Genomic DNA, 22,415 nt, shown 5'->3' with positions numbered 1-22,415 from the left:
TGTGAATTTATGTTTTCTGATTTTGGGATTTAAATCTACCGGCAATAAATTCTCTCTTTTCTAAATGTTTGGTTTGGCGTTTGGTAACTCTTTCTCTCCACATTCGGAAACTCGATGATTTCATTTCTCTTCTCATGAGAGCAATTACCTGTTTTTCTAAGAGTCCAAATTGTTTTTCTATCACATCAAATGGTGTCCGATCTTCCCAAGCCATTTCGATAATACGATCTATGCTTTCAGCATCTAAGTCAGGTAATTTCATAATTCTTTTTTCTCTTGTTTTTTATTGGAGGTAGAACCTCTAAGATAACATTCCCAGTCTGGAGACTGGGAACTAGTACACAACGGCGTAAGTCAATCAACCATTAAAAATTTGACAAAAGCTTGTGTAATCTGCTTTTTTAATTTTTAATTTTTAATTCCGCACTGCGGTACTAGTAGTCTGTCAAATTTATTTTGACGGGTTTTTGGTAGTGCGGGCATACTTCGACAAGCTCAGTACAAGTCTTGCCCGCGTGAGCGAGACGCTCACACTACAGTCCATCATTTTTATCTTGACAAACTACTAGAAAGAACCTCTAAGATAATATTCCCAGTCTGGAGACTGGGAACGAGAAAACGAGAAACGAGGAATTGGGAAAGAGAGAATAGATCCAGACCATGTTCCATAAAACGCCTGAATACTCTAAAATAAGAGCAGGTACAAAAAACTCTGTACTTTCCCTCCAGTCGCTTCATCCTTATTGCTTATGAATTTCTCGTTAGCACGACAGTATTTTTACCAGGAGATTCAACAACCTGACGAGGATATCAATCTCGCAAAGGCAGCTTTATATATTGCCCAGGAAGAATATCCAGATATTGACCCTGAAGAATATTTAAATGCTCTTGATACAATGGCAATGGAGTTAGAGGAACGTTTGCCTTCTTCTCGCTATCCCCTGCGGATTATTCAAAGTATTAATCAATATTTATATGAAGAATTGGGTTTTGATGGTAATAAAATTGATTATTATGACCCGCGCAATAGTTTTTTTAATGATGTCATTGAACGGAAAATGGGAATTCCCATTACTTTGGCATTAGTTTATATAGAGGTGGCAAAACGGATTGATTTTCCCATGGTAGGGGTAGGAATGCCGGGACATTTCCTGATTCGTCCAGATGTGGAAGATATAGGCATTTTTGTGGATGCTTTTAATGGTGGAGAGGTGATGTTTGCCCAAGACTGTCAAGAAAGGCTTTCACAAATTTATCAACAAGAGGTAATGCTAAAACCTGAATTTTTAGCAGTTGTGAGTAATCGGCAATTTTTAGCTAGAATGTTGACTAATTTAAAATATATTTATCTTCAGCAGCAGGATTTAGAAAGAAGTTTGGGAATAGTAGAACGAGTTTTAATGTTATTTCCAGAAGCGAGTTTTGAATTAAGAGATAGGGGTTTGTTGTATTATCAACTGGGGCAGTTTTCTCAAGCTATGGAAGATTTACAAATTTATTTAATTAAAGTTCCTGATGCTAAAGATGCCGATGTTATTCGTCAATTACTTGCTAAGTTAAATTAGTTAGTTGTATAATCTTATCAAGAGTCTATCGAGTCAGGAGAAGTTGTTATGCTGACCATTGATACTAATAAAACATTATATGAGCAAGATTTTTATCTGTGGATACAAACTACACTTGCAATCTTGAGAGAAAGAAAATTAGAACAATTAGATATTGAGAATTTAATTGAAGAAATTGATAGTATGGGAAGGAGTGAAAAGAAAGAACTAAAAACTCGTCTAGTTGTCTTAATTGAACACTTATTAAAACTACAATATTGGACAGAAGAAAAAGATTATAATGCTAGGGGCTGGCGTAATACTGTTGTTGAACAAAGACGACAAATATCCTATACTCTAGCAGATAGTCCTAGTTTAAAAGGTATTTTAAATGATGTATTTCTAGATTGTTATACAGATGCTAGAAATGATACAATAAATAAATATCAACTTCCTTCAACTTTATTCCCTGAACAGCCATCTTTTTCTTTAATTCAGGTTCTCAATGCAGATTTTATGCCCTAAGTCTAGAGTATAGATGAAGATGGAATGTTACTAAAAATTTAATCAGATTCAGATTTTTTTCTGCGTCTAACTTTAATCAGTAATTCATCTTTAATTCGGTTTAAAATAGAAGTTTCATTTAAAGTTGATAAAATTTGACTAACTACTGCTTTTGGTCCATCTGGTCCCCAGGTTGCACCATTGGCTAAATAGGCTTTGGTAACTTGGCCAATACTGTAGGAAGAGACACCAGCTACTCCTGCTTGAGTTATGGCTATAGATAAATAGGGTCCAATTGTCATTCCTGCTGTTGCTGTTGTAGAGACACCAAGGAGGGTTTTTAAACCACTTAAACCCAAATTTGCTAATAGTTCACTAGCACCGATACCACCCATACTCAGGGCGATTTTTTGGAGTAATTTCACAGCACCGGTTTCGGTCATAGGGATACCGTAAAGTTTGGATAAACCTAAGATTAAGGAGATATCTATAATTACGGCACTTAATATATCAACTACTGTAACAGGATTGAGAGCGATCGCTAATGCTTTTGTGATGACTGCTTTCCAAATTAACTGATTAGCATTTTCTTCCCTAATTATTAGTTTACGCTGTACCAACTGCTGATTGACATTATCAGCATAAAGCATCGTATTCAAAGCCACTAAAGCCTTCCCTTCATGGTGGAGAATTTCCAATATTTTCAATTTTAATTCATCAACTTGGGATTTACCTTTTTGCAATTTTACACTCCTAGAACCATCAGGATTTTGTTCGGCAATTTTGACCAATGGTGAAGCTGCGGACATGACTATTTCTGCGGGTGAAAGTAATTCCCGCACTCTATCATCTCGAATTTTTTCGTAAATTGTCATGCGGTCAGTTTCCGGATATTGATCAACTTTATTAAAGACTAAAATTATCGGTTTACCGACTTCTCGCAATTGCGATAAAGCTATTTGTTCAATCTTGGTCATGTCTCCAGAAATAACAAAGAGAATTAAATCGGCTTGTTTAGCAATTTGTTCAGCTAAAGCTGCGCGAGTTTCACCGTCTACTTCATCTAATCCAGGAGTATCAATTAATTCGACTTGGGATTGGCCATTGCTGGGTAATGTGGCTTTTAAAGTTCCTAAAGCTTCTTCACTAATACTCCAATTTACTGTTTGTGCATCACGAGTAACACCATGTAAGGGACCAGTAATAAAGACTTCTTGACCAACCAAAGCATTAAGAAGGGAAGATTTACCCCGTCCTACCATCCCAAAAGCTGCAATTTGTACTACCATGCTTTCGAGTTTATCTAGCATGATTTCTAAATCATTAATTTCTGCTTCTAAACCTGATTTTTCCGCAGCAGAAAGATCAAGATTATTCACTAAGTTTTTGAGTGCGGTTTTGGCTTGTTTATAGTTAAGTTCGGCTTGAATATCATCAAAGGTAAAAATGACGTTATCTAGTTCTTCTTCCCAATTGGGGATGGATTCGGGTAAAGTATTCATTAAGATTAGGGAACAGGAAACAGGTAATAGGAAGTAATTACATTTTTAATTTTTAATTCTTAATTTTTAATTCCCTAAGATATGACAACTTGATGTAATTCATTGGGAGTAAGATGAGAATGAACCACTTCACCATCACGAAACCAAACAATCCGCTTAGTTTGACGCGCAACTTCTGATTCATGGGTGACAATAACAACGGTGATACCACTGCTATTAAGTTCATTAAACAAGTCTAATACTTCCTGGGTGGTGTGAGAATCAAGTGCGCCGGTGGGTTCATCTGCGAGGAGAACGACGGGATTGTTGACAATGGCGCGAGCAATTGCTACTCTTTGTTGTTGTCCTCCTGATAATTGGGTAGGTTTGTTATTGAGGCGTTTTTCTAACCCAACTTTGATTAATGCAGATGTCGCGCGATCTTTTCTTTCCCCAGGTTTAACGCCAGCATACACCATTGGTAACATGACATTTTCTAGAGCCGTTAATTGATTTAATAAATGGAATTGTTGAAAGACAAAACCTAGTTTTTTATTACGAATATGCGCCAATTCAGTATCACTCATTTGGGCGACATTCAAATTATCTAAATAATAATTTCCGTCACTGGGACGATCCAAACAACCGATAATATTCATGGCTGTGGATTTACCCGAACCAGAAGGACCCATAATCGAACAGTATTCACCTACTTCTATGACTAAATTTACATTATTCAGTGCTTTAACTTCTATTTCTCCAATTCCATAAACTTTGAAAATATTTTCCAGCCGAATAATTCCTGATGGCGGTGCAGATTGGGGAATACTTGTATCAGTTATCGTAAAAGTATTATCCACGGAAATTTATCCTCATGTCAAAGTATAATTGTAGCGAATATCCATTAATTTTAAATTTTTTTACGCCGTTCTCAGTGCTACCATTGGGTCAAGTTGAGCGGCACGACGGGCAGGAACTACACCAAAAAATAAACCAATCCCACCAGAAACACTAGCAGCTAATAAAACTGCACTTGGTGAAATTGCCGCCTGTAATGGGGTAAGGATACCCACTAAAATAATACTACCACCGCCTAAAGCAATACCGATTACACCACCAGCTACTGATAATATCACGGCTTCAATCATGAATTGCAAAAGAATATCTTCTTGAGTTGCACCAATAGCTTTACGCAGTCCAATTTCTTGAGTACGTTCAGTTACAGAAACTAGCATAATATTCATAATCCCAATCCCACCCACAAATAAGGAAATACTGGCAACCGCAGCTAACATTAGTGTCAAGCCGCTGGTAATTGTATTGGTAATTTCCAAGATATTTTTTTGGCTTTGAATAGTAAAATCATCTTCACGGACAATTTTGTGCCGACGACGGAGTAAATTTGTCATTTGAAATTCTGCTGCTGAGATGCTATTTTCATCTTGAGCAGATACAGAAATTAAAGAAACATTAATACCAAAAGGGGATGTTCTCCCCACTAACCGACTAAACATAGTGTTGATAGGAATAAAAACTGTATCATCACTGTTATTGCCAAAGGAAGAACCTTTAGCCACTGTTAAGCCAATCACCTGAAAAGTAGTATTTTGAATGCGGATTTTTTGACCAACAGGATTTTGATTATCAAAGAGTTTGTTGGCTAAATCTGGAGCTAATACTGCTACTCTCTTATTACGTTTAATATCGAAGTCATTAAAAAACCTGCCTTCTTTAATTTCCACATTACGAACTGTTATATAATTAGGAGTAGTGCCAATAACTGTACTAGTTGTATTTCTATTTCTATAAGTAATTGTAGTTCTGTTATTAATTTCTGGAGCAACTTCTTTAACTGCACGGACTTGTTTAGCGATCGCTTTAGCATCTTGTAAAACTAAAGTTCTGGGCATTGTTGTCACCCTTCCCCGACTACCTGGACTCCCAGGGACAATAAATAAGGTATTCGGTCCTAATGATGCAAATTGCTTAGTTGCCAATGTTTGTGCGCCTTCTCCAATGCCAATCATGGCAATAACGGAAGCATTGCCAATAATAATTCCCAACATAGTTAAACTACTTCGCAACTTATTAGCTAATAAGGTAGTAGTTGCCATTTTTACACTTTCTAAAATGTCCATAATTTATGCTTACTTTTTATTTTCTTTTCCCTGTTCTATTTTCTCTTTTTCCTTCGTTTTAGGCAGATCAATAAATACCCGATCTCCGGCTTTAAGACCATCTAAAACCTGAATTTGGTTATCAATATTCGCGCCAATTGTCACAAGACGAAATTGAGGTTTATTTTTTTCACCTAATAACCACACGCCAGTTTTTCCCTTGCGAGTAACAATTAATTCCTGGGGTATTAACAGCGCATCTTTGATATTATTGCCAAGAAATGTGACTTCACTGACATTCATCCCTGAACGCAGTTTTTCAGCCCCCGTGTTAATCGCCACGCGCACCTGAAATGATGTGACATTTTGATCAACTACCGCTTCGGGAGCAATCAAACGTACCTGTCCCTGAAAAACTTCTTCAGGATAGGCATCAATGGTAATTTCCACTTTTTGTTGCTGTTTAATTTGGGATATATCTACTTCAGGAACATTTGCTAAAACTTCTAAACCTTTTGCCAAAGCTACTATAGAAGTTGAAGTGGCAGAAGCATTACTAGAAGCGGAAATTGCTGGACTAACATAACCTCCCACCGTCGCATATCTCTGAGTGACAATTCCCGAAAAAGGAGCGCGAATAATTGTATCTTCTAATTGAACTTGTTGTTGTTTTAACTGAGCTTCCGCACTAGCTACTGCTGCTTTTAATCTAGCAATTTCTTGGGGACGATTACCATTTTCTAATTTTCGTAATCCTTCCTTTTCCTGATTAACAATTGCTGCTTGCTTTTGAATATCTTGGTTGCGGTTGCCCACTTTCAGTAAAGATAATCGGCGTTGTGCTTCTTCTAAATTAGCCTTAGCTTTACTATTTTCACTGACATATTGTTCTAAACTATCTTGGGAAATAGCCCCATCTTTAGCTAAATCTTGATAACGTTTGACTCTGGATTGGGTAAGTGCTACAGAAGCTTTTGCCGAGTCAACTTGAGCTTGTGCTTGTTGAATTTCCTGTAACCGATTACCATCTCGAATAATCGCTAATTGTGCCTGTGCTTGGTCTACACGGGCTTTTGCTTGGGCAATTTCTTCGGGACGACTGCCGGCTTCGCTTTCTGCTAATTGTGCCTTTGCTTGTGCTAAATTAGCTTGGTACTGGAGAATTCGCATTTTAATTTCCGAATTATCCATGCGAGCAATTATTTGTCCTTGCTTGACAGTATCTCCCTGTTCCACATTTAAATATGCCAAAAGTCCTGGACTTTTAGGACTAATATTTACACTTTGAACTGGTTGAACTTTGCCACTAGCAGTAATGCGGACAGTTACACTTTTTGCCTCTACAGGAACAGTTAATTTAGTCACATCTAGCGGTTTATTTTTTTGCTGGATGGTTTGAATAGTGGCTGTTGTTCCCACAATTAAAACACCACTAGCTATTAAACCCATTAACCAACGGAATGGATATTTAACTTTTTTGCCAATTAAGGGAATTTCTATGTAAAAAATCATGATCAAAAAAGGTTAGGAATAGAAGTTAGCAAGAATATTCTATAGTTGAGAATCTATGATAATCATTTGATTTATCTAATTCATCACCTGATTAGGTGAATTTTCAATTTCTATTTTATAAATTTCTATCTCTCTCCTAGTTATACTATCATATTTCTCTTTGATTCGTGATCATGACTTATTTCCTATTTTTTAATTTAATTTAGATCCCCGACTTCTAGATCTCCGACTTCTTCAAGAAGTCGGGTATCTGGGATTTTGACTATTAATTTTATAAACTAATAAACTTTGTTGCTTGCTATCTTCTAATTTCTGGGCTATGGAAATAGCTTGTTTATATAAAGCCTTGGCTTTGGTAAAGTTATCCATGTTTTCAGAGATTTCCCCAGAGACGACTAAATATTTTAAATCTTCTGCGGGATTTTTATTTACTTCTGTAATTGCGACACGGTTTTGTAACATTATCTGAGAAATTCAGCCCTAGCATTTTCCCTTTGGTTTTGGACAGCAGATGAGCTATTGTGATTATTATAGCTAAAGTTAGGACTAAATCCCAGCTTCGCCTAAGTAAATAGCCCGAATATCAGTAGGTAATTTATCTTCTAGCATCAGATAACCTTCTTGGAGAGAACTTGCTACTTCAGCGGGGGAAATTTGTTCTCCTTCAGCTTGCAAATATGCAGCAATTCTGGTTTCACTCCAGTGGAAAGTTTGTGCCATTAAGACGATTAATCGTGATATTGGTGGGAGTTGATCTAATGCCTGTTCTACATAGCACCATAGCGGTGGTGATGTATCCTTGAGAGAATAATGAATAGCTTCTGTGGGTGGTAGTTTAATCTCGTTAATATGGAATGCCGTGATATTAATTAACCAATTTTGTAAGGTTAAAGATTCCGTCTCTGTCGCTGCTTGGTTTAAATTCAGTCCACCTAGTTCATAATATATATTGCGCCAAATCAGAGCAAACAAATAATCAGCTTGCACAGGCGATCGCGCTGAATGCCGAATTAAGGTGTAAACTATGGGGCTATAACGGCAGAAAATCACCGTAAAATACTTGCCATAATCAGGATATTGCTGAAATAGACTCAGTAGTTCTTGATCACTGTGATGAAATAGCGACTTCACCAATGGGTGATTAGCTTCGGGAAAGTGGGGAATTTGCACAATCTCTGGACTAGATAACTGTTAAAATATACTAGGGAATGGTGATGTGATAGCTAACAATATTTGCAAGTCAGTTAATTTGTCAATGTCAGACAACCAGACTATTGATAAACTAGAAATTAGGACTTAATGTTAGTCTTAACTGACAACTAAAAGCGTTTCCTTTATTGTGATCTTGTTTGTTCATGGTTATAGAAGCTAGTTCCCTAATGTTCCTGCCAAGTCCACTAACTTTCGGCTCGTTTTTGCCTTCCCTGCCCTTGGATAGCCTGTTCTCCACCCAGGGGATTATGATTATGCTGCTGGCAGCTTACGCGGGCGCTATGTGGATGTTTTTGAGTAGCGCACCTAAAGTTTATACTGTCATGGTATCAGATTTAGAAGTTGCCCGACAGTTATATGCAGGTTTGCTAGATTTGCCAGTGGCGGAAGTCCCTTTGCACTATTATTACAACTACGAGCAAACTATCGGTGCAACAGGTATTGATCCGCTATATATGTCCGCTAGTCCCAGTTGGTCTAATAACACCATGAATAATGGTAATGACGGGCTGTGGTATCAACTCAAGAAAAATACTCAATTACATATTATCACTGGTGCAAGTTTAGGCAAAAAAGATCAGCATCGTCATGTTTGCTTTGATCATGATTGTCTAGAATTAATTTTAATGCGGGTAGAAGTCAGGGGTTTAAAGTTTAAAATTCGCAACCAAAAGCCTTTGAATTTTTTAGTTAAGGATTATGAAGGGCGCGTCATTGAAATGGCTGAAGTTGCTAATTAGTCATGGGTGTGTTGGGTTTTCCTGACGCACCCTGAATATTTTTTATCTCCCTGTTACCTACCTAAACAGTTGACAATCATGTGACATACTCCACACACTCCCTTTCAGGTGACTGTGGGCTTCTCGGCGACTCCTCTATGAAGACATTAACCGAGCTTTAAAGCCCTATGCCCTAGGGACTTTTTGAGATAATTTTTAACTTTTTTGATAGGCCGCTTTTCAGCATTTAATTGAGTTACACCTACTGTTGAAAACTATATCAAATATTTGAAAAAAAATCAAGAAAGTGTTCATTCCGCACTTCGTGCCGCTGCGCTAACATCGCCCAACAACACTGATTAAGCTGCGCTTAATTTTGCTCGTTGGGCAATTCGTCACTTCCGCTTATTCATCTCATCACCTCCCTATCGGGTAGGTGAGAGGCTTCTACTGTTTAAACTAAACAAGATTGTTTTAACCGATCTGAATTTTTTCTATAAATAATTTTGTTGCTAACAGATTTTTCCGGATAGAGTCGGAATATTTAGCACCTATATTTTAGGGGGTTTACTTTTTACTGATAGCTGAAAGATTCTATATATCTATGATTACCAGTTAGAGGTATTCAAATTTAACATGAAGTAAATGCAATAATTGATACCTTAACAAATGATAAAAAATATGTCAGTAACAACGGTGAAAATAATGGGAATAAATGCTATGACTCAGATTCCCAAATTACTCATATTTTCTGGCGATTTGGCACAAAAATAGCCCATATTTAGAGTATTCTAGAAACAATAGTTAGATTTAACAACTTTCCGAGTAGTTTCTGAGTAATCTCTTGGGAAGATAACTGATAAATTATGACTATATTTGATTATGTAGATAACTCATCTATCACTGATAAATTCCAGAAAATTAACCGATAATTGGCAGCAAAATAAGTGATAATTTGATAGTTTTGTTAACCATGTGTTGGATCATTTCTAGAAGAACTCAGAATACTTATTAAATCAAGAATAGAGAGAAGTGATATCTTAGAAAAATAACTCAAGCTAACTCTAAAATCCGTGATTATTCTGACAAATCTGAATGCTCACGAATTTAATATTTAAGAGAGGGATGAGATTTTTTTTGAATCAACAGAATCTAAAAATCCTATTTCTATATACAGCAGAATCCAGTGGGGATTTACCAGTGCTAAACCCATACAGAAGTAAAAGCCTTTTATTGAATTTAAGATAATGCCCTAATTCCAGTTAATTTATCAAGCTTAATTATGGAAAATATATCACAACTAGGGTCACAAGTTAGAGATAAAACAGCTTACCCAGATATTCTCGTTATTTCCCGAATATTCCGCCCAGAAGAGGCTGTAATTGGTGAATATGTCTATAATCGTTGTTTACAAGATCCAGATCGGGTAATTGTCTTAGCTGGTGGTTGTCATGGAGATAAAAAATTTGATAAATCTCAGCAATTTCCAGTTTATCGTTGGTTTCATTTTCCGGCTTGGTGTGATAACTGGTTAGGAGATATTTGTCAATCTGGTTTCAATATTATTTGCTCTTTGCTACTAGCTATTAAATTATATTTTCGCTATCATTACCGCTACATTGAATGGTGTCATGGTTATGATTTCCCAGCGGTGTTGGTACTCAGTTATATTTTACCAATTCGCTTTTTTATCTATTTACATGGTAATGATTTATCACGTACAGTTAATAACCCGTTGTGGAGATGGCTGTTAAAATTAACTCTCACACGTGCTGATGGAATTGTTTGTAATAGTTCTTATATTCGGAATTCTTTAAGAAATACTTTTCGTTTAGATACACCTACTCATGTAATTAATCCGGTAGTGAGGCCAGAAAGATTTGGTAATCCTACTAGTCTTAGTCATATTAATGATTTACGTAACCGCATCCGTCAGACTTACAATATTTCGGAAACAGCAATTGTAATTCTTTCTGTTGGTAACTTGGTTAAATATAAAAACTTTGATCGAGTAATAGACAATATTCCCGTATTACTAACTATTGGTGTGGATGTTCATTGCATTATTTGTGGTGAAGGAAATTGTGAAACTCAGCTAAAATCTCAAGCGGAAAGGTTACGAATAGATAAACGGGTACATTTCGCTGGTTATGTACGAGAACGCGATTTAGCTGGTTATTATGCAGCCTGTGATATTTTTGCGATGTTGAATTCCGATAATTATGAAGATGCAACCACAGATAACTTTGGTGTAGTTTATTTAGAAGCTGGTTACTTTGGTAAACCTGTCATTGCTTCCCGCTTGGGTAGTGTTTTAGATGCGGTTCATCATGAAGAAAATGGCTTATTAGTAAATCAAGATTCTGGTTATGAAGTTTTGCAAACTTTCAATCGGATGTGCCAAGATTCACAGTTACGGGAAAAACTTGGCCGTCAAGGTAAGGAATTAGCGAAACGGAAAAACTATCATCGCTGGTTATATACTCCTGAGTCTTCCTATTCTTGTTTGTTGAACTAATGTCAGCACGATAAAACAAAACTAACTGTGATTCCATAGCAATAGGTAATAGTTAAGGCTGGCTGAATAAACCGAAAACCTAGATAGATTAAGAGTTTCCCGGTTAAAAAAGTGAATTAGGTGCAAGGAATAAGGATTGAAACCATTAAAAACCTATCACTTTCTGAAATTTGAGACTATTCTTCTCTCCTTTTAATTCTTCCTCCTGACTCGGTGACTCCTGACTCCTGACTCCTAGCCCTCACGAAAAGACTTTTTCAGCAATCCCTAGTTAGGCGCGTTCTATTACATTCCTGGAACCGTCAGGCGTTCGGTGAAGCGTTCAACTTAGATGATGTCGCAGTCTGAGTCGAACCGTCGAACGCTGGCCATTCCACAAATTAATTAATTTTGAGCAATACCTTCTTCCCGTGCGGCTTGTTGGACAGCAGCAGCCACAGCAGTAGCCACCCGCTTATCAAAGACAGAAGGGATAATATGCTCTCGATTCAAATCCGCAGGTTTAACTAAAGAAGCGATCGCACTGGCAGCTTGTAAACACATATTAGTAGTAATCGTCCTAGCCCGACAATCTAAAGCCCCACGAAACACCCCAGGAAACGCCAGGACGTTATTGATTTGGTTGGGGTAGTCACTTCGACCCGTAGCCATAACAGTGACGTTTTTAGGCACTAATTCTGGCTGAATTTCGGGAATGGGATTAGCCATTGCAAACACAATTGCATCCTTCGTCATTCCCTGAACCATTTCTGGTGTTAAAACTCCCGGTGCGCTGACACCAATGAAGACATCTGCACCTTGGACTGCACCGGCTAAAGTTCCTTGGGCTTTAACAGCAAATTCCAGTTTTTCAGCGGTTAAATCAGTGCGATTAGTCGAAATAATTCCCTTTGAATCGCACATTAAAATGGTTTCTGCACCGGCTTTGCGGAGTAACCGAGCGATCGCAATCCCCGCCGCACCAGCACCATTAATCACAATGCGGATATCTGCAATGGATTTTTGGATAAGTTTGAGAGAATTAAATAATGCTGCTAAGGTGACAATGGCTGTCCCATGTTGGTCATCGTGAAAAATGGGGATATTTAATTCGGCTCGCAGTCTTTTTTCAATTTCAAAACAGCGCGGTGCAGCGATATCTTCCAAATTCACACCACCAAATACAGGGGCGATATTTTTAACTGCTTTGACAATCTCATCTGTATTTTGAGTATCTAAACAGATGGGAAAAGCATCAAGTCCAGCAAATTCCTTAAACAACATGGCTTTTCCTTCCATGACGGGTAAAGCGGCTGCTGGTCCCAAATTGCCCAAACCGAGGACTGCACTGCCATCAGTGACGATAGCCACCGTGTTCTGTTTGATTGTTAGATTATACACTTCTTCGGGATTTTCGGCGATCGCTTTACATATTCTGCCGACTCCAGGAGTGTAAGCCATTGCTAAATCAGAAACACTTTTGAGCGGAATTCTACTAACAATACTGATTTTACCACCGCGATGTAAATTAAAGGTGCGGTCATAAACATCAATTACCTGAATATCTGGTAATTCCTTTACCGCTTGGACAATGGTTTCCGCGTGTTCCGTACTCGCGGCATCAACTGTAATATCACGGGTAGATTCTTGACGGCTTTGTTCAATTAAATCAATTTGTCCGAGATTACCACCAGTCAGAGCGATCGCTTGGGTAACAGATGCTAACATCCCCACTCGATTGGGAATCTGTAACCGCAGGGTAACACTAAAACTAGAATTAGGAGTAAGATTTGTCATGGTGCTAATCTCTATTTTAAATTTTAGATTTTATATTGTATTGCTACGGGAAATTTTATTTTCACAAAAAACCTCAGATTAAAAATATTTCCTTCCTCTGACGGTGACTCGAAAAATTTCTTTTTTTCACTTTGTGATCTCAGTGGTTAAATAAAATACTATCGAACCACAGAGGCGCAGAGGACACAGAGGTTAGAGTTTTTACTTACGTTGAAAGGTTATTTCTTCTTTGTCACCTGTTACTATTTCTAAGGGTGTTTGAGATAAGTTCCCAAAAAAGTCATAATGATCTAATGCTTCTAAGATGCCCCAAGCATAATTTCCTTGGGCAAAATAAATCTGTGGTAAACCGCGCAATTTTTCAATTTCTTGGCTGTGATTTCCCACCACAACAGCCAGAGTATTACCAGCTAACATTGATTCATCATTACCTGAAGCCCCAGCGACTAAGAAACGGTGAACAGGTAAACCCCATTTTAAAGCAGCATAACGGATAGCATCTCCTTTAGAAGCGCGAATAGGTACTAAGTCTAGATACATATTATGGCTATAAAATCCTTTGACATGGAGGCGATGTTGGCGCAGACGGCGGGTAATTTCTCGAAAACTAGGTGATTTCGTCTCATCCACAAAATAGCTAATCTTAAACTTACCCTGAGCATCAGGAGGTTGCAATTCCACCCCAGGTATATCCTGCATGACTTTGCGAATTTCTGACCGTCGCCAATTATAGGCAATGTGCCTTTGCCAACTTGTATCTGTGACTATCTGGGGACCGTAGTAGATCTCACTTCCCGCTGATGTAATCAACAAATCTGGCAGAGGGAAACGCCATTCCTCTAACATACTTAATGTACTTTTGAGACTGCGCCCGGTGGCAATACCCACTCCAGTTGTATTCCCTTGATCACGAATTCTCTGAATTAACTTTTCCAAAGCTTCCTCATCACCTAATAGAGTATGATCAATTTCGCAAACTAGAAACCGATCAGCCGTTGGTAAATGATTGGTATCCGGTACATTCCAATCTGGATGTTCATCTGCGGGAGATTTAACCAGGGGACTCAACAGAGATTGAATGCGTTTTTGGGGCAATAATCGGCGGACTTGCTCTAAATACTGCTCTACGTGACTATCCCAAGAGAAATGTTGACAAACATTAATCATGCCATTTTTAGACCATTGTTGCCATTGTTCTGGATTGGTGAGAGATGCTCGCAAAGCATTTTGGATATCTTGAATATTCAAAGGATCAATCAATAATCCATTCTGACAAGCAGCGAGAATATCCCGCGGACCACCATCAGCCGTAGCAATGATCGGCACACCACAGGCACTAGCCTCAATTAATGTCAGTCCAAATGGCTCTGTCAGGGCTGGGTTGATAAATACTCCCTGGGTTTTTGCCGTGAGCCGGTATAAATCTGGCACATCATCAGCATTATGGTGTTTAGGATAAGCAATATGACCATAAAGATCGTAGCGATCTATTAATTGTAATATCTCCACAAATACCTGACGCGGACCCGATTCCATCGCCAAAATATCCTCTCGTTTGCCTAGTATTAGTACCAAATTGGCCAATTGGCGCAATTCGGGATCTTCCCCATAAGCCTTAATGAGACTACTGACATTTTTCCGGATAGCCGGGCGAGAAATCGCCATAATCATCGGCTTTTGCAGGTCTTTGAGAAACTTTTCTAATTCCTTTTGAATAGGTGGATTTTGCCAATTATCCGGGGCTGGGTAAAAACGCTCTAAGGTGACACCTGGGGGGATAACTACCATGCGTTCTGGTTGATAGTGATCGTAAACGCTGTATTGTTCTTCAACCTCTTGATGAGTGCTGGCTATAACTAAAGCTGCACTACCAAGGGTAATTTCTTCAGCTTCAATTCTGGTACTGATGTGAAAATTATCTTCAATAGTTTTCTGTTTAGTACCATGTTCTAATAATCTTTGTTGCTTGATGCGTCCCAGAGAGTGACCTGTATGGACTAGAGGGATGCCTAGCCAACCGGCAACTCTAGAACCCACGTATCCGGCATCAGCATAATGTGTATGAATAATATGGGGAATTTTGCCAACTTTGCGAATATGTCTGAGCAATTCATCTGCAAAGGTATCTAAATGTGGCCAGAGAACTTCTTTGCGGAGGTAGCGTTTGGGACCACAGGCAATACGAACAATTTGGACTTTATCTGCGAGAATTTCTACTGGTTGAGCATAATCAGGGCTAACTTTTGGGTCATTTACCAACCGCGTTACTAAGTCAACTCTTGCTACTTGGGGATTTTTAGCTAATGTGCAAGCAAGTTCAACTGCGTATTTGGTTTGCCCACCAGTATCAGCATCTTTGCCTAACTCTAGATTATTACCGCGAATTAAACCATGAACGCTGACGAGTAAAATATACAACCCTGAGTTGTTTGACACAGTGCTGATTCCTCCATTATTAGCAATAAATCCAACATTTTTGCCTGATTTATTATAGTTATATCACCACTAATGCACTAAAGGTTACAGGTTTTTCCGTCAGCGTCAAGATCAGGATCATGAACAAGTCAATTCTTGATATCGGTTCGGGAATGTTACGCAGCACCATTAAATACAAAGTTGAGCAAATTGGTGGTGTGGTTGTGAAATTTCCGACCCGGTAGTTCATACTAATATCTGTTCCCCAATCAATTAAGATTTTATATGTAGCCACAAATAAATTACCAATTGTCCTGTCCCATATTGAGAACTGTGTTACCAAACAAACAATGTGTTGGCAATTTCTGGAGTTTCAGCTAAATTTCCCCTGAAAAAATGAATGAATATACATCAATTAGCAGCGCAGTAGTGAAAGCAAAAGCCAAAGAGTTGGGATTTCACGAAGTGGGTATTGCTGCTGTCGGTAATTTAGAGAGAACAGAGACAGAAAAATTGCAAGCTTGGCTAAAAATGGGTTATCACGCTGACATGGAATGGATGAAAAATCCCAAACGTGAGGATATTAGTTTAGTTATGCCAGAAGTGCGATCGCTCATATCTGTAGCCTTGAATTATTATACTCCCCAGGAACGGCCGCAGGGGGATGAATACGGGAAAATTTCCCGTTATGCCTGGGGACGGGATTATCATCGAGTGATGCACAAAAAGCTGAAGGAATTGGCTATTTGGCTAGAATCCCTGGGCGAAAATGTCAAAGCCCGTTATTATGCAGATACAGGGCCAGTCCAAGATAAAGTTTGGGCGCAAAAAGCCGGCATTGGTTGGATTGCTAAAAATGGGAACGTTATTACCAGAAAATATGGCTCTTGGGTGTTTTTGGCAGAAATATTAACCAATTTGGCACTAGAAAGCGATCGCCCATCTACCCAACATTGCGGAACTTGTACTCGTTGTTTGCAAGCTTGTCCTACAGGTGCAATTACTGAACCATTTGTAGTAGATGCTAATCGCTGTATTGCCTATCATACAATTGAAAACCGGGCTGAGGAATTACCCGCAAACATTACACCTCATTTACAAGGATGGGTAGCAGGTTGTGATATTTGTCAAGATGTTTGTCCTTGGAATCAGCGATTTGCTCAAGCCACTGATGTCACTGATTTTCAACCCTATCCTGGAAATTTAGCCCCCAAGCTGGTAGAATTAGCCCAAATATCAAACGAGGAGTGGGATAAAAGATTCACCGCATCAGCCTTGCGACGCATTAAACCAGAAATGTTACGACGTAATGCTCGCGCTAATCTTGACAAATCCAGGCATAATAATGACCCAGAAAGTAATAATTTTTGATTTTGATGGGACGATTGCGGATACAGTAGATGCTCTTGTAACTATTGCCAATCGTTTAGCCCTGGAATTTGGATATGTGCCGATTAATTCGCAAGAACTAGTTCTCCTGAGAAATTTAACAGCCAGAGAAATTATTAAATATTCTGGTGTTTCCCTATTCAAAATTCCTTTTATGGTTAAAAAAGTCAAAGGAGAATTAAAACATAAAATCCCAGAATTAACACCTATTGAGGGAATTAATGCCGCATTAATAGAACTCCATAATCAAGGTTATCACCTGGGAATCATTACTTCTAACTCTCAAGAAAATGTCAATCAATTTCTCAAGTGCCATAATTTAGATTATTTGTTTGACTTTATTTATTCAGGAGTCACTATTTTTGGGAAAACCACAATTATTAATAATGTGTTACGGCAAAAACAGTTCAAACCAGAAGTAGTAATTTATGTAGGAGATGAAACTAGAGATGTAGAATCTGCCAAAAAAGCTAATATCAAAGTGGTTGCAGTCAGTTGGGGGTTTAATTCTTCCGAAGCCCTAGGTAAACAAAACCCAGATTTCTTAATTCATCATCCTCGTGAATTACTAGATGTAATTAAAAGCTGTTAAGAGGAATGGGCGACTAGAAGTCGCAGCTACACAGACAAAACCTACCTGCGTAGGTTGGAGATATTTAATTTTGATTAGTCCACGCAGGTGGACTTTGCTTGTGTAGTAGCAAATTCCCTTCGCCCAATATCTATTCCTCTAATTCAATCTCTTCTTCCTCTTCAACGTCATGAGGTTGAACTACAGAATTAGCAGAAACTACCGCCCCCTTATCGAGTTTTTCCAGAACTTGTTCCTTAACTTTGGCCGCAAATTCGGGTTTTTCTTCTAAATATTTAATCGCGTTATCTCGACCTTGGGAAATATTTTCACCACTGTAGCTATACCAAGCACCTTTACGAAGAAGAACACCAGTTTCTTCGGCTATATCCACTAAACAACCAATGGTAGAAACTCCTTTGCCAAAGATAATGTCAAATTCGGCAATTCTAAAAGGTGGTGCCACTTTATTTTTCGCTACTTTGACTTTGACCCGGTTGCCAAATTCATCAGTTCCTTTTTTCAAAGTTTGAATTCTGCGAATATCCAAGCGCACGGAAGCGTAAAATTTCAGCGCATTACCACCCGTTGTAGTTTCTGGACTACCATAGGTGACACCGATTTTTTGCCGCAACTGGTTAATAAAAATAACTGTGCATCCAGATTTACCAATATTACCAGTAATTTTCCGTAGGGCTTGACTCATTAACCGAGCTTGTAAACCTACGTGAATATCCCCCATATCCCCTTCAATTTCAGCGCGGGGAACTAAAGCGGCAACGGAGTCAATAACAACAATATCAACCGCCGCAGAACGCACAAGTTGGTCAACTATTTCTAATGCTGATTCGCCATTGTCTGGTTGGGAAACAAGTAAGTTGTCAATATCTACACCCAACGCAGCGGCATAGGTAGGATCTAGGGCGTGTTCAGCATCTACAAATGCGGCAATACCCCCATTTCGCTGCACTTCTGCGAGGGCATGAAGGGCGACGGTAGTTTTCCCAGAACTTTCTGGTCCGTAGATTTCGATTACCCGTCCTTTAGGTAAACCACCACCTAAAGCTAAATCTAGGGTGAGCGCCCCGGTGGATATTGTTTCTACCTTCATGCGGGTGGCATCACCCAGGCGCATAATTGCTCCTTTCCCGAAGCTGCGCTCAATTTGTCCCAGGACGATATTTAACGCTTTTTGCTTGCCAGAAGTCTCGGTATTAGCTGCCATTCTTGCCTCTAAGTATAGGATTTTTCAAAATTACTGGGACGGGAGTTTTAATAGAACGAATATACTATCCTAACCGGAAAGTGTGCCAATTAGGAATATTTACAAAATTAGGTTTGCCAAGCTCCTAAAGCGATCGCTGAAAGATTATAGCATTTTAGATTGAGAATTGCGAAAGACTGACTATATAGGCAATTCATATTTTTAGCTATCGTCATTGCCAAAGCCAATTGGTATAATTTTTGCAATAAATAATAGCAAGTCTGGTGACTATATAGGTATGGAACGGGTCATTAAAAGTGGGATTGGTTGGCGCATAGGTTGGAATCCAGTTGCACCAGAATTTACAGGATTAGTTGGTACAGAAGATTGGGCGATAGAATTAACAGAAGCAGAATTAAACGAATTTTGTCGCCTTTTTAATCAGCTTGCAGATACGATGAAGCATCTAAGTACGGAGTTAATGGACGATGAAAAAATTGCCTGTGAAGCCGAAAGCGATTTATTATGGATGGAGGTGGAAGGTTATCCTTGTGCCTACAATCTCCGCTTCATCCTCAATACAGGAAGGGGGACAGAAGGTAAATGGGTTGCTTCAGCCGTCTCAGAATTGTTGCAAGCAATCAGAATGCTCAAGCCATCAGCCTGAGTGCGGATCTATCGGCACGAGTTGGTAAATTTATAATAGCATATTTGCGAAGTTAGGATTAAGTTGTGCGTTTTGAGGAGATTTTCTCTACTTTTAGGAATTATTAATTGCTCATCAATCCAGTTTTATCCGTAAACAACGTTCAACCGCCTATTCCTAATTACCAATTACCAATCCCTGTGTTAGATTGGGCATACTTGATATATATTTTTTCCTTTGACACAGCCGCCATTATGGTAATTACAAAAAGTAAACTGGTTTTGAGTGCTACGGTGGTAACGCTTTCTACAATCGCCGTTACTGGTCTGGGTATTCACTCAATTGGTAAGGCTTCATTTAAAGATAGTCACAAGGATTTGGTAGATGAAGTTTGGCAAAATATTTACTACCGATATGTAGATGGCACTTTTAATCAGGTAGATTGGCAAGCTGTTCGCAAGGAATATTTAAGCAAGTCCTATACTGATGATAAAGCGGCCTATAAGTCCATTCGGGAAATGCTGAAAAAGCTGGAAGATCCTTACACCCGGTTTATGGACCCAGAGGAATTCAAGAATATGCAAGTTGATACCTCTGGTGAACTTACGGGTATTGGTATCACTATCAGTCAGGATGAAAAAACTAAACAACTGGTTGTAATTGCTCCCATTGAAGATACACCAGCATTTAAAGCCGGTATTTTAGCTAAAGATATCATTCTCGAAATTGATGGTAAAAACGCCAAAGGTATGGATACTAATGATGCAGTATCCCTAATTCGTGGACAATCAGGCAGCAAGGTGAGGTTGACAATTCTGCGGAATGGTCAGAAAAAAGAATTTAATATTCAACGAGCGCGCATTGAAATTCATCCTGTCCGCTTTTCAGAAAAGAAAACTCCAGCGGGGAATCTTGGCTATATTCGCTTGAATCAATTCAGTGCTAATGCCAGCAAGGAAATGAAAAATGCTATTCAAAGTTTAGAAGCTAAAAAGGTTTCTGGATATGTTTTAGATTTACGTGGTAATCCTGGAGGGCTGTTATACGCGAGTATAGAAATTGCTCAAATGTGGATGAATAAAGGCACGATTGTCTTTACTATTGACCGTCAAGGTACACAAGATAAACAAGTTGCCAATGGCAAGGCTTTAACTGATAAACCTTTGATAATATTAGTAGATAAAGGGTCAGCTAGTGCTAGTGAAATTGTTTCTGGGGCATTACAAGATAATAAACGGGCGACTTTGGTCGGAAATCAAACTTTTGGGAAGGGTTTAGTTCAATCGGTGCAACCTTTAAAATCTGGTGCTGGTTTGGCTGTAACTATTGCCAAATATCATACTCCTAGCGGTAAAGATATTAATAAACATGGTATTGATCCAGATGTGAAGGTAGAATTAACTGATGCCCAACGTCAAAAGTTATGGTTGGGAGGAAGGGATAAATTAGCGACTCTTGAAGATCCTCAATTTGCTAAGGCTGTGGAATTGTTAGGTAAAAAATCGGCTCAAAACACCAATACAATTCAGCAGAATTAAATGATTTCTTCACCCATTACCAAGAAACTTAGCTTTTAATTCTTCTAATTCTTTATCTATGGGATTATTGCTAGGAGATTGTGGTTGAGAATTAGGGTTTTGTGGTTGGGGTTTACTACCTGTGAATTGAGTTTTTAGTTCTTGTAATTCTTTCTCAATTTGGGTGGAAGTTCTAACCACAGCAGGAGGTTGAGACGTGGGTGGAGTTATTTGTTTGGGTGGTAAAGATGATGGTTGAAAATTCAAATCTTTGATCACTTCATCAACTGTTTGGTAGCGGTGACTGGGGATGGTTTCTACCATTTTGTCAATGATTCGGCTCAATTCTTGACTAACAGGAGTTTTTAGATATTGTCCCCATATCCAAGCTGCGTTATGGGTATCGTAGGAGTCGAAAGGCGATCGCTCTGTTAACAGATTAATACAAGTTACTCCTAAACTATAGATATCACTGGCGAAAAGTGCCTTCCCGCGCATTTGTTCCGGGGCGACATATTCGAGACTACCTATACTGGTTCCCGTGCGGTTTAGGGCTGTTTCTGTGGCGGATTTCGCTGCCCCAAAATCAACTATAACTAATTTGCGATCGCTATTGCGACGAATGATATTTTCTGGTTTAATGTCTCGATGTATAACTCGGTTACCATGACAAAATTGCAGCACTGACAATAAATCATGCAGTAATTGTCGAATCTGCGTTTCATTGAAAGCCCCATTTTGTTCTAATTCTTGGTGTAAATTTAGTCCATTAATAAATTCCTGAACTAAATACTGTCTGTCATCTTGGTTACAATATGCCAAAAGTGCAGGAATTTGGGAATGTTGTCCCAATTCATCCAACTGAACAGCCTCTTGATTAAATAATTCTACTGCCTTTTGTACCGTATTTGTCCCTTGGGATTGGGGGAAAAATTGCTTAATTACACAGGGTGGCTTTGAGGGTTTATCCTCATCTACAGCGAGAAAGGTTCTACCAAAACCACCTTGTCCGATAGGTTTAATAGCGCGGTAACGTTCTTTTAGGAATAATTTCGTCCCACAGGTTTGACAAAACTTAACATCATCAGTGTTTTCTGGGTGAGAACAATGGGGATTAAGACAATAACTCATAAATAAATAAATGATACTTGTCTTTATTGTGCCTTATGCTTGTAAAAACGTGGTTATTAACTTTTATTTTGAGTATCTAAGTCCTCATCTTAGAGGATGTTTTAAAAGTTTTTAATGTGTAAACAGACCCCTCTCCAAACCTCTCCCCTACCAGGGGAG

At 38.7% G+C, this 22,415-nt stretch carries 20 protein-coding genes; 8 read left to right on the top strand and 12 right to left on the bottom strand.

The window, feature by feature from the left end; translation table 11 throughout:
- Window positions 1–7 precede the first annotated feature (7 nt).
- Window positions 8–262: a TIGR03643 family protein gene (locus tag PN450_RS07850; protein ID WP_148765537.1), complete on the bottom strand. Its 255-nt coding sequence runs from the start codon at window positions 260–262 to the stop codon at window positions 8–10.
- A gap of 487 nt (window positions 263–749) precedes the next feature.
- On the opposite strand from PN450_RS07850, the gene PN450_RS07845 reads away from it, so the two are divergent.
- Entirely contained in the window at window positions 750–1,565 is an 816-nt protein-coding gene (locus PN450_RS07845) for a SirB1 family protein (protein ID WP_271835928.1), read from the top strand.
- A gap of 48 nt (window positions 1,566–1,613) precedes the next feature.
- Window positions 1,614–2,069, top strand: a complete 456-nt coding sequence (locus PN450_RS07840) for a DUF29 domain-containing protein (RefSeq protein WP_271835927.1) — start codon at window positions 1,614–1,616, stop codon at window positions 2,067–2,069.
- A gap of 38 nt (window positions 2,070–2,107) precedes the next feature.
- Here the strand turns inward: PN450_RS07840 and PN450_RS07835 are convergent, their stop codons facing one another.
- The 6 genes from PN450_RS07835 to PN450_RS07810 all read right to left on the bottom strand — a co-directional run bounded on the left by PN450_RS07835 (window position 2,108) and on the right by PN450_RS07810 (window position 8,328).
- Entirely contained in the window at window positions 2,108–3,550 is a 1,443-nt protein-coding gene (locus PN450_RS07835) for a GTP-binding protein (RefSeq protein WP_271835926.1), read from the bottom strand.
- Between the two features lie 74 nt (window positions 3,551–3,624).
- The gene (locus PN450_RS07830) at window positions 3,625–4,389 is read right to left on the bottom strand and encodes an ABC transporter ATP-binding protein (RefSeq protein ID WP_271835925.1); all 765 of its coding nucleotides are present in this window, start codon (window positions 4,387–4,389) and stop codon (window positions 3,625–3,627) included.
- Between the two features lie 60 nt (window positions 4,390–4,449).
- On the bottom strand, window positions 4,450–5,667 hold the full coding sequence (locus tag PN450_RS07825; protein ID WP_271835924.1) for an ABC transporter permease: 1,218 nt from the start codon (window positions 5,665–5,667) through the stop codon (window positions 4,450–4,452).
- Window positions 5,668–5,676: 9 nt separating this feature from the next.
- On the bottom strand, window positions 5,677–7,158 hold the full coding sequence (locus PN450_RS07820; protein ID WP_271835923.1) for an efflux RND transporter periplasmic adaptor subunit: 1,482 nt from the start codon (window positions 7,156–7,158) through the stop codon (window positions 5,677–5,679).
- Window positions 7,159–7,392: 234 nt separating this feature from the next.
- Window positions 7,393–7,620 (bottom strand): hypothetical protein, encoded by a 228-nt coding sequence (locus PN450_RS07815; protein WP_168652152.1) that lies wholly within the window; start codon window positions 7,618–7,620, stop codon window positions 7,393–7,395.
- A gap of 84 nt (window positions 7,621–7,704) precedes the next feature.
- Window positions 7,705–8,328: an RNA polymerase sigma factor sigma-70 region 4 domain-containing protein gene (locus PN450_RS07810; RefSeq protein WP_271835922.1), complete on the bottom strand. Its 624-nt coding sequence runs from the start codon at window positions 8,326–8,328 to the stop codon at window positions 7,705–7,707.
- Window positions 8,329–8,513: 185 nt separating this feature from the next.
- Between PN450_RS07810 and PN450_RS07805 the strand changes: the two genes are divergently transcribed.
- Window positions 8,514–9,110: a glyoxalase-like domain protein gene (locus PN450_RS07805; RefSeq protein WP_148765565.1), complete on the top strand. Its 597-nt coding sequence runs from the start codon at window positions 8,514–8,516 to the stop codon at window positions 9,108–9,110.
- A gap of 1,261 nt (window positions 9,111–10,371) precedes the next feature.
- Entirely contained in the window at window positions 10,372–11,607 is a 1,236-nt protein-coding gene (locus PN450_RS07800; RefSeq protein WP_148765567.1) for a glycosyltransferase family 4 protein, read from the top strand.
- A gap of 384 nt (window positions 11,608–11,991) precedes the next feature.
- Here the strand turns inward: PN450_RS07800 and PN450_RS07795 are convergent, their stop codons facing one another.
- The gene (locus PN450_RS07795; protein ID WP_271835921.1) at window positions 11,992–13,383 is read right to left on the bottom strand and encodes a malic enzyme-like NAD(P)-binding protein; all 1,392 of its coding nucleotides are present in this window, start codon (window positions 13,381–13,383) and stop codon (window positions 11,992–11,994) included.
- A gap of 201 nt (window positions 13,384–13,584) precedes the next feature.
- Complete coding sequence (locus PN450_RS07790; RefSeq protein WP_271835920.1) at window positions 13,585–15,819, bottom strand: HAD-IIB family hydrolase; 2,235 nt, start codon at window positions 15,817–15,819, stop codon at window positions 13,585–13,587.
- Between the two features lie 375 nt (window positions 15,820–16,194).
- Here PN450_RS07790 and queG point away from each other — a divergent pair, with 375 nt between their 5' ends.
- Window positions 16,195–17,169: a tRNA epoxyqueuosine(34) reductase QueG gene (gene queG / locus PN450_RS07785; RefSeq protein ID WP_271835919.1), complete on the top strand. Its 975-nt coding sequence runs from the start codon at window positions 16,195–16,197 to the stop codon at window positions 17,167–17,169.
- On the top strand, window positions 17,144–17,779 hold the full coding sequence (locus tag PN450_RS07780; protein ID WP_148765575.1) for an HAD-IA family hydrolase: 636 nt from the start codon (window positions 17,144–17,146) through the stop codon (window positions 17,777–17,779). The genes queG and PN450_RS07780 overlap by 26 nt, the downstream gene beginning before the upstream one ends.
- A gap of 130 nt (window positions 17,780–17,909) precedes the next feature.
- Here the strand turns inward: PN450_RS07780 and recA are convergent, their stop codons facing one another.
- Both recA and PN450_RS07770 read right to left on the bottom strand, forming a co-directional pair.
- Window positions 17,910–18,983: a recombinase RecA gene (gene recA / locus PN450_RS07775; RefSeq protein ID WP_015080742.1), complete on the bottom strand. Its 1,074-nt coding sequence runs from the start codon at window positions 18,981–18,983 to the stop codon at window positions 17,910–17,912.
- A 107-nt stretch (window positions 18,984–19,090) separates the two neighbouring features.
- Window positions 19,091–19,228 (bottom strand): hypothetical protein, encoded by a 138-nt coding sequence (locus PN450_RS07770; RefSeq protein WP_168204469.1) that lies wholly within the window; start codon window positions 19,226–19,228, stop codon window positions 19,091–19,093.
- Window positions 19,229–19,260: 32 nt separating this feature from the next.
- Between PN450_RS07770 and PN450_RS07765 the strand changes: the two genes are divergently transcribed.
- Complete coding sequence (locus PN450_RS07765) at window positions 19,261–19,629, top strand: DUF1818 family protein (RefSeq protein WP_148765577.1); 369 nt, start codon at window positions 19,261–19,263, stop codon at window positions 19,627–19,629.
- A gap of 233 nt (window positions 19,630–19,862) precedes the next feature.
- Entirely contained in the window at window positions 19,863–21,146 is a 1,284-nt protein-coding gene (gene ctpC / locus PN450_RS07760; RefSeq protein WP_148767133.1) for a carboxyl-terminal processing protease CtpC, read from the top strand.
- A gap of 9 nt (window positions 21,147–21,155) precedes the next feature.
- On the opposite strand, the gene PN450_RS07755 is transcribed toward ctpC, so the two are convergent.
- Entirely contained in the window at window positions 21,156–22,256 is a 1,101-nt protein-coding gene (locus tag PN450_RS07755) for a protein kinase domain-containing protein (protein WP_271835918.1), read from the bottom strand.
- Between the last annotated feature and the right edge of the window lie 159 nt (window positions 22,257–22,415).

The organism is Dolichospermum lemmermannii CS-548, from assembly GCF_028330815.1.
Classification (GTDB): domain Bacteria; phylum Cyanobacteriota; class Cyanobacteriia; order Cyanobacteriales; family Nostocaceae; genus Dolichospermum; species Dolichospermum lemmermannii.
This window is presented reverse-complemented; position numbering and strand designations above follow the sequence as displayed.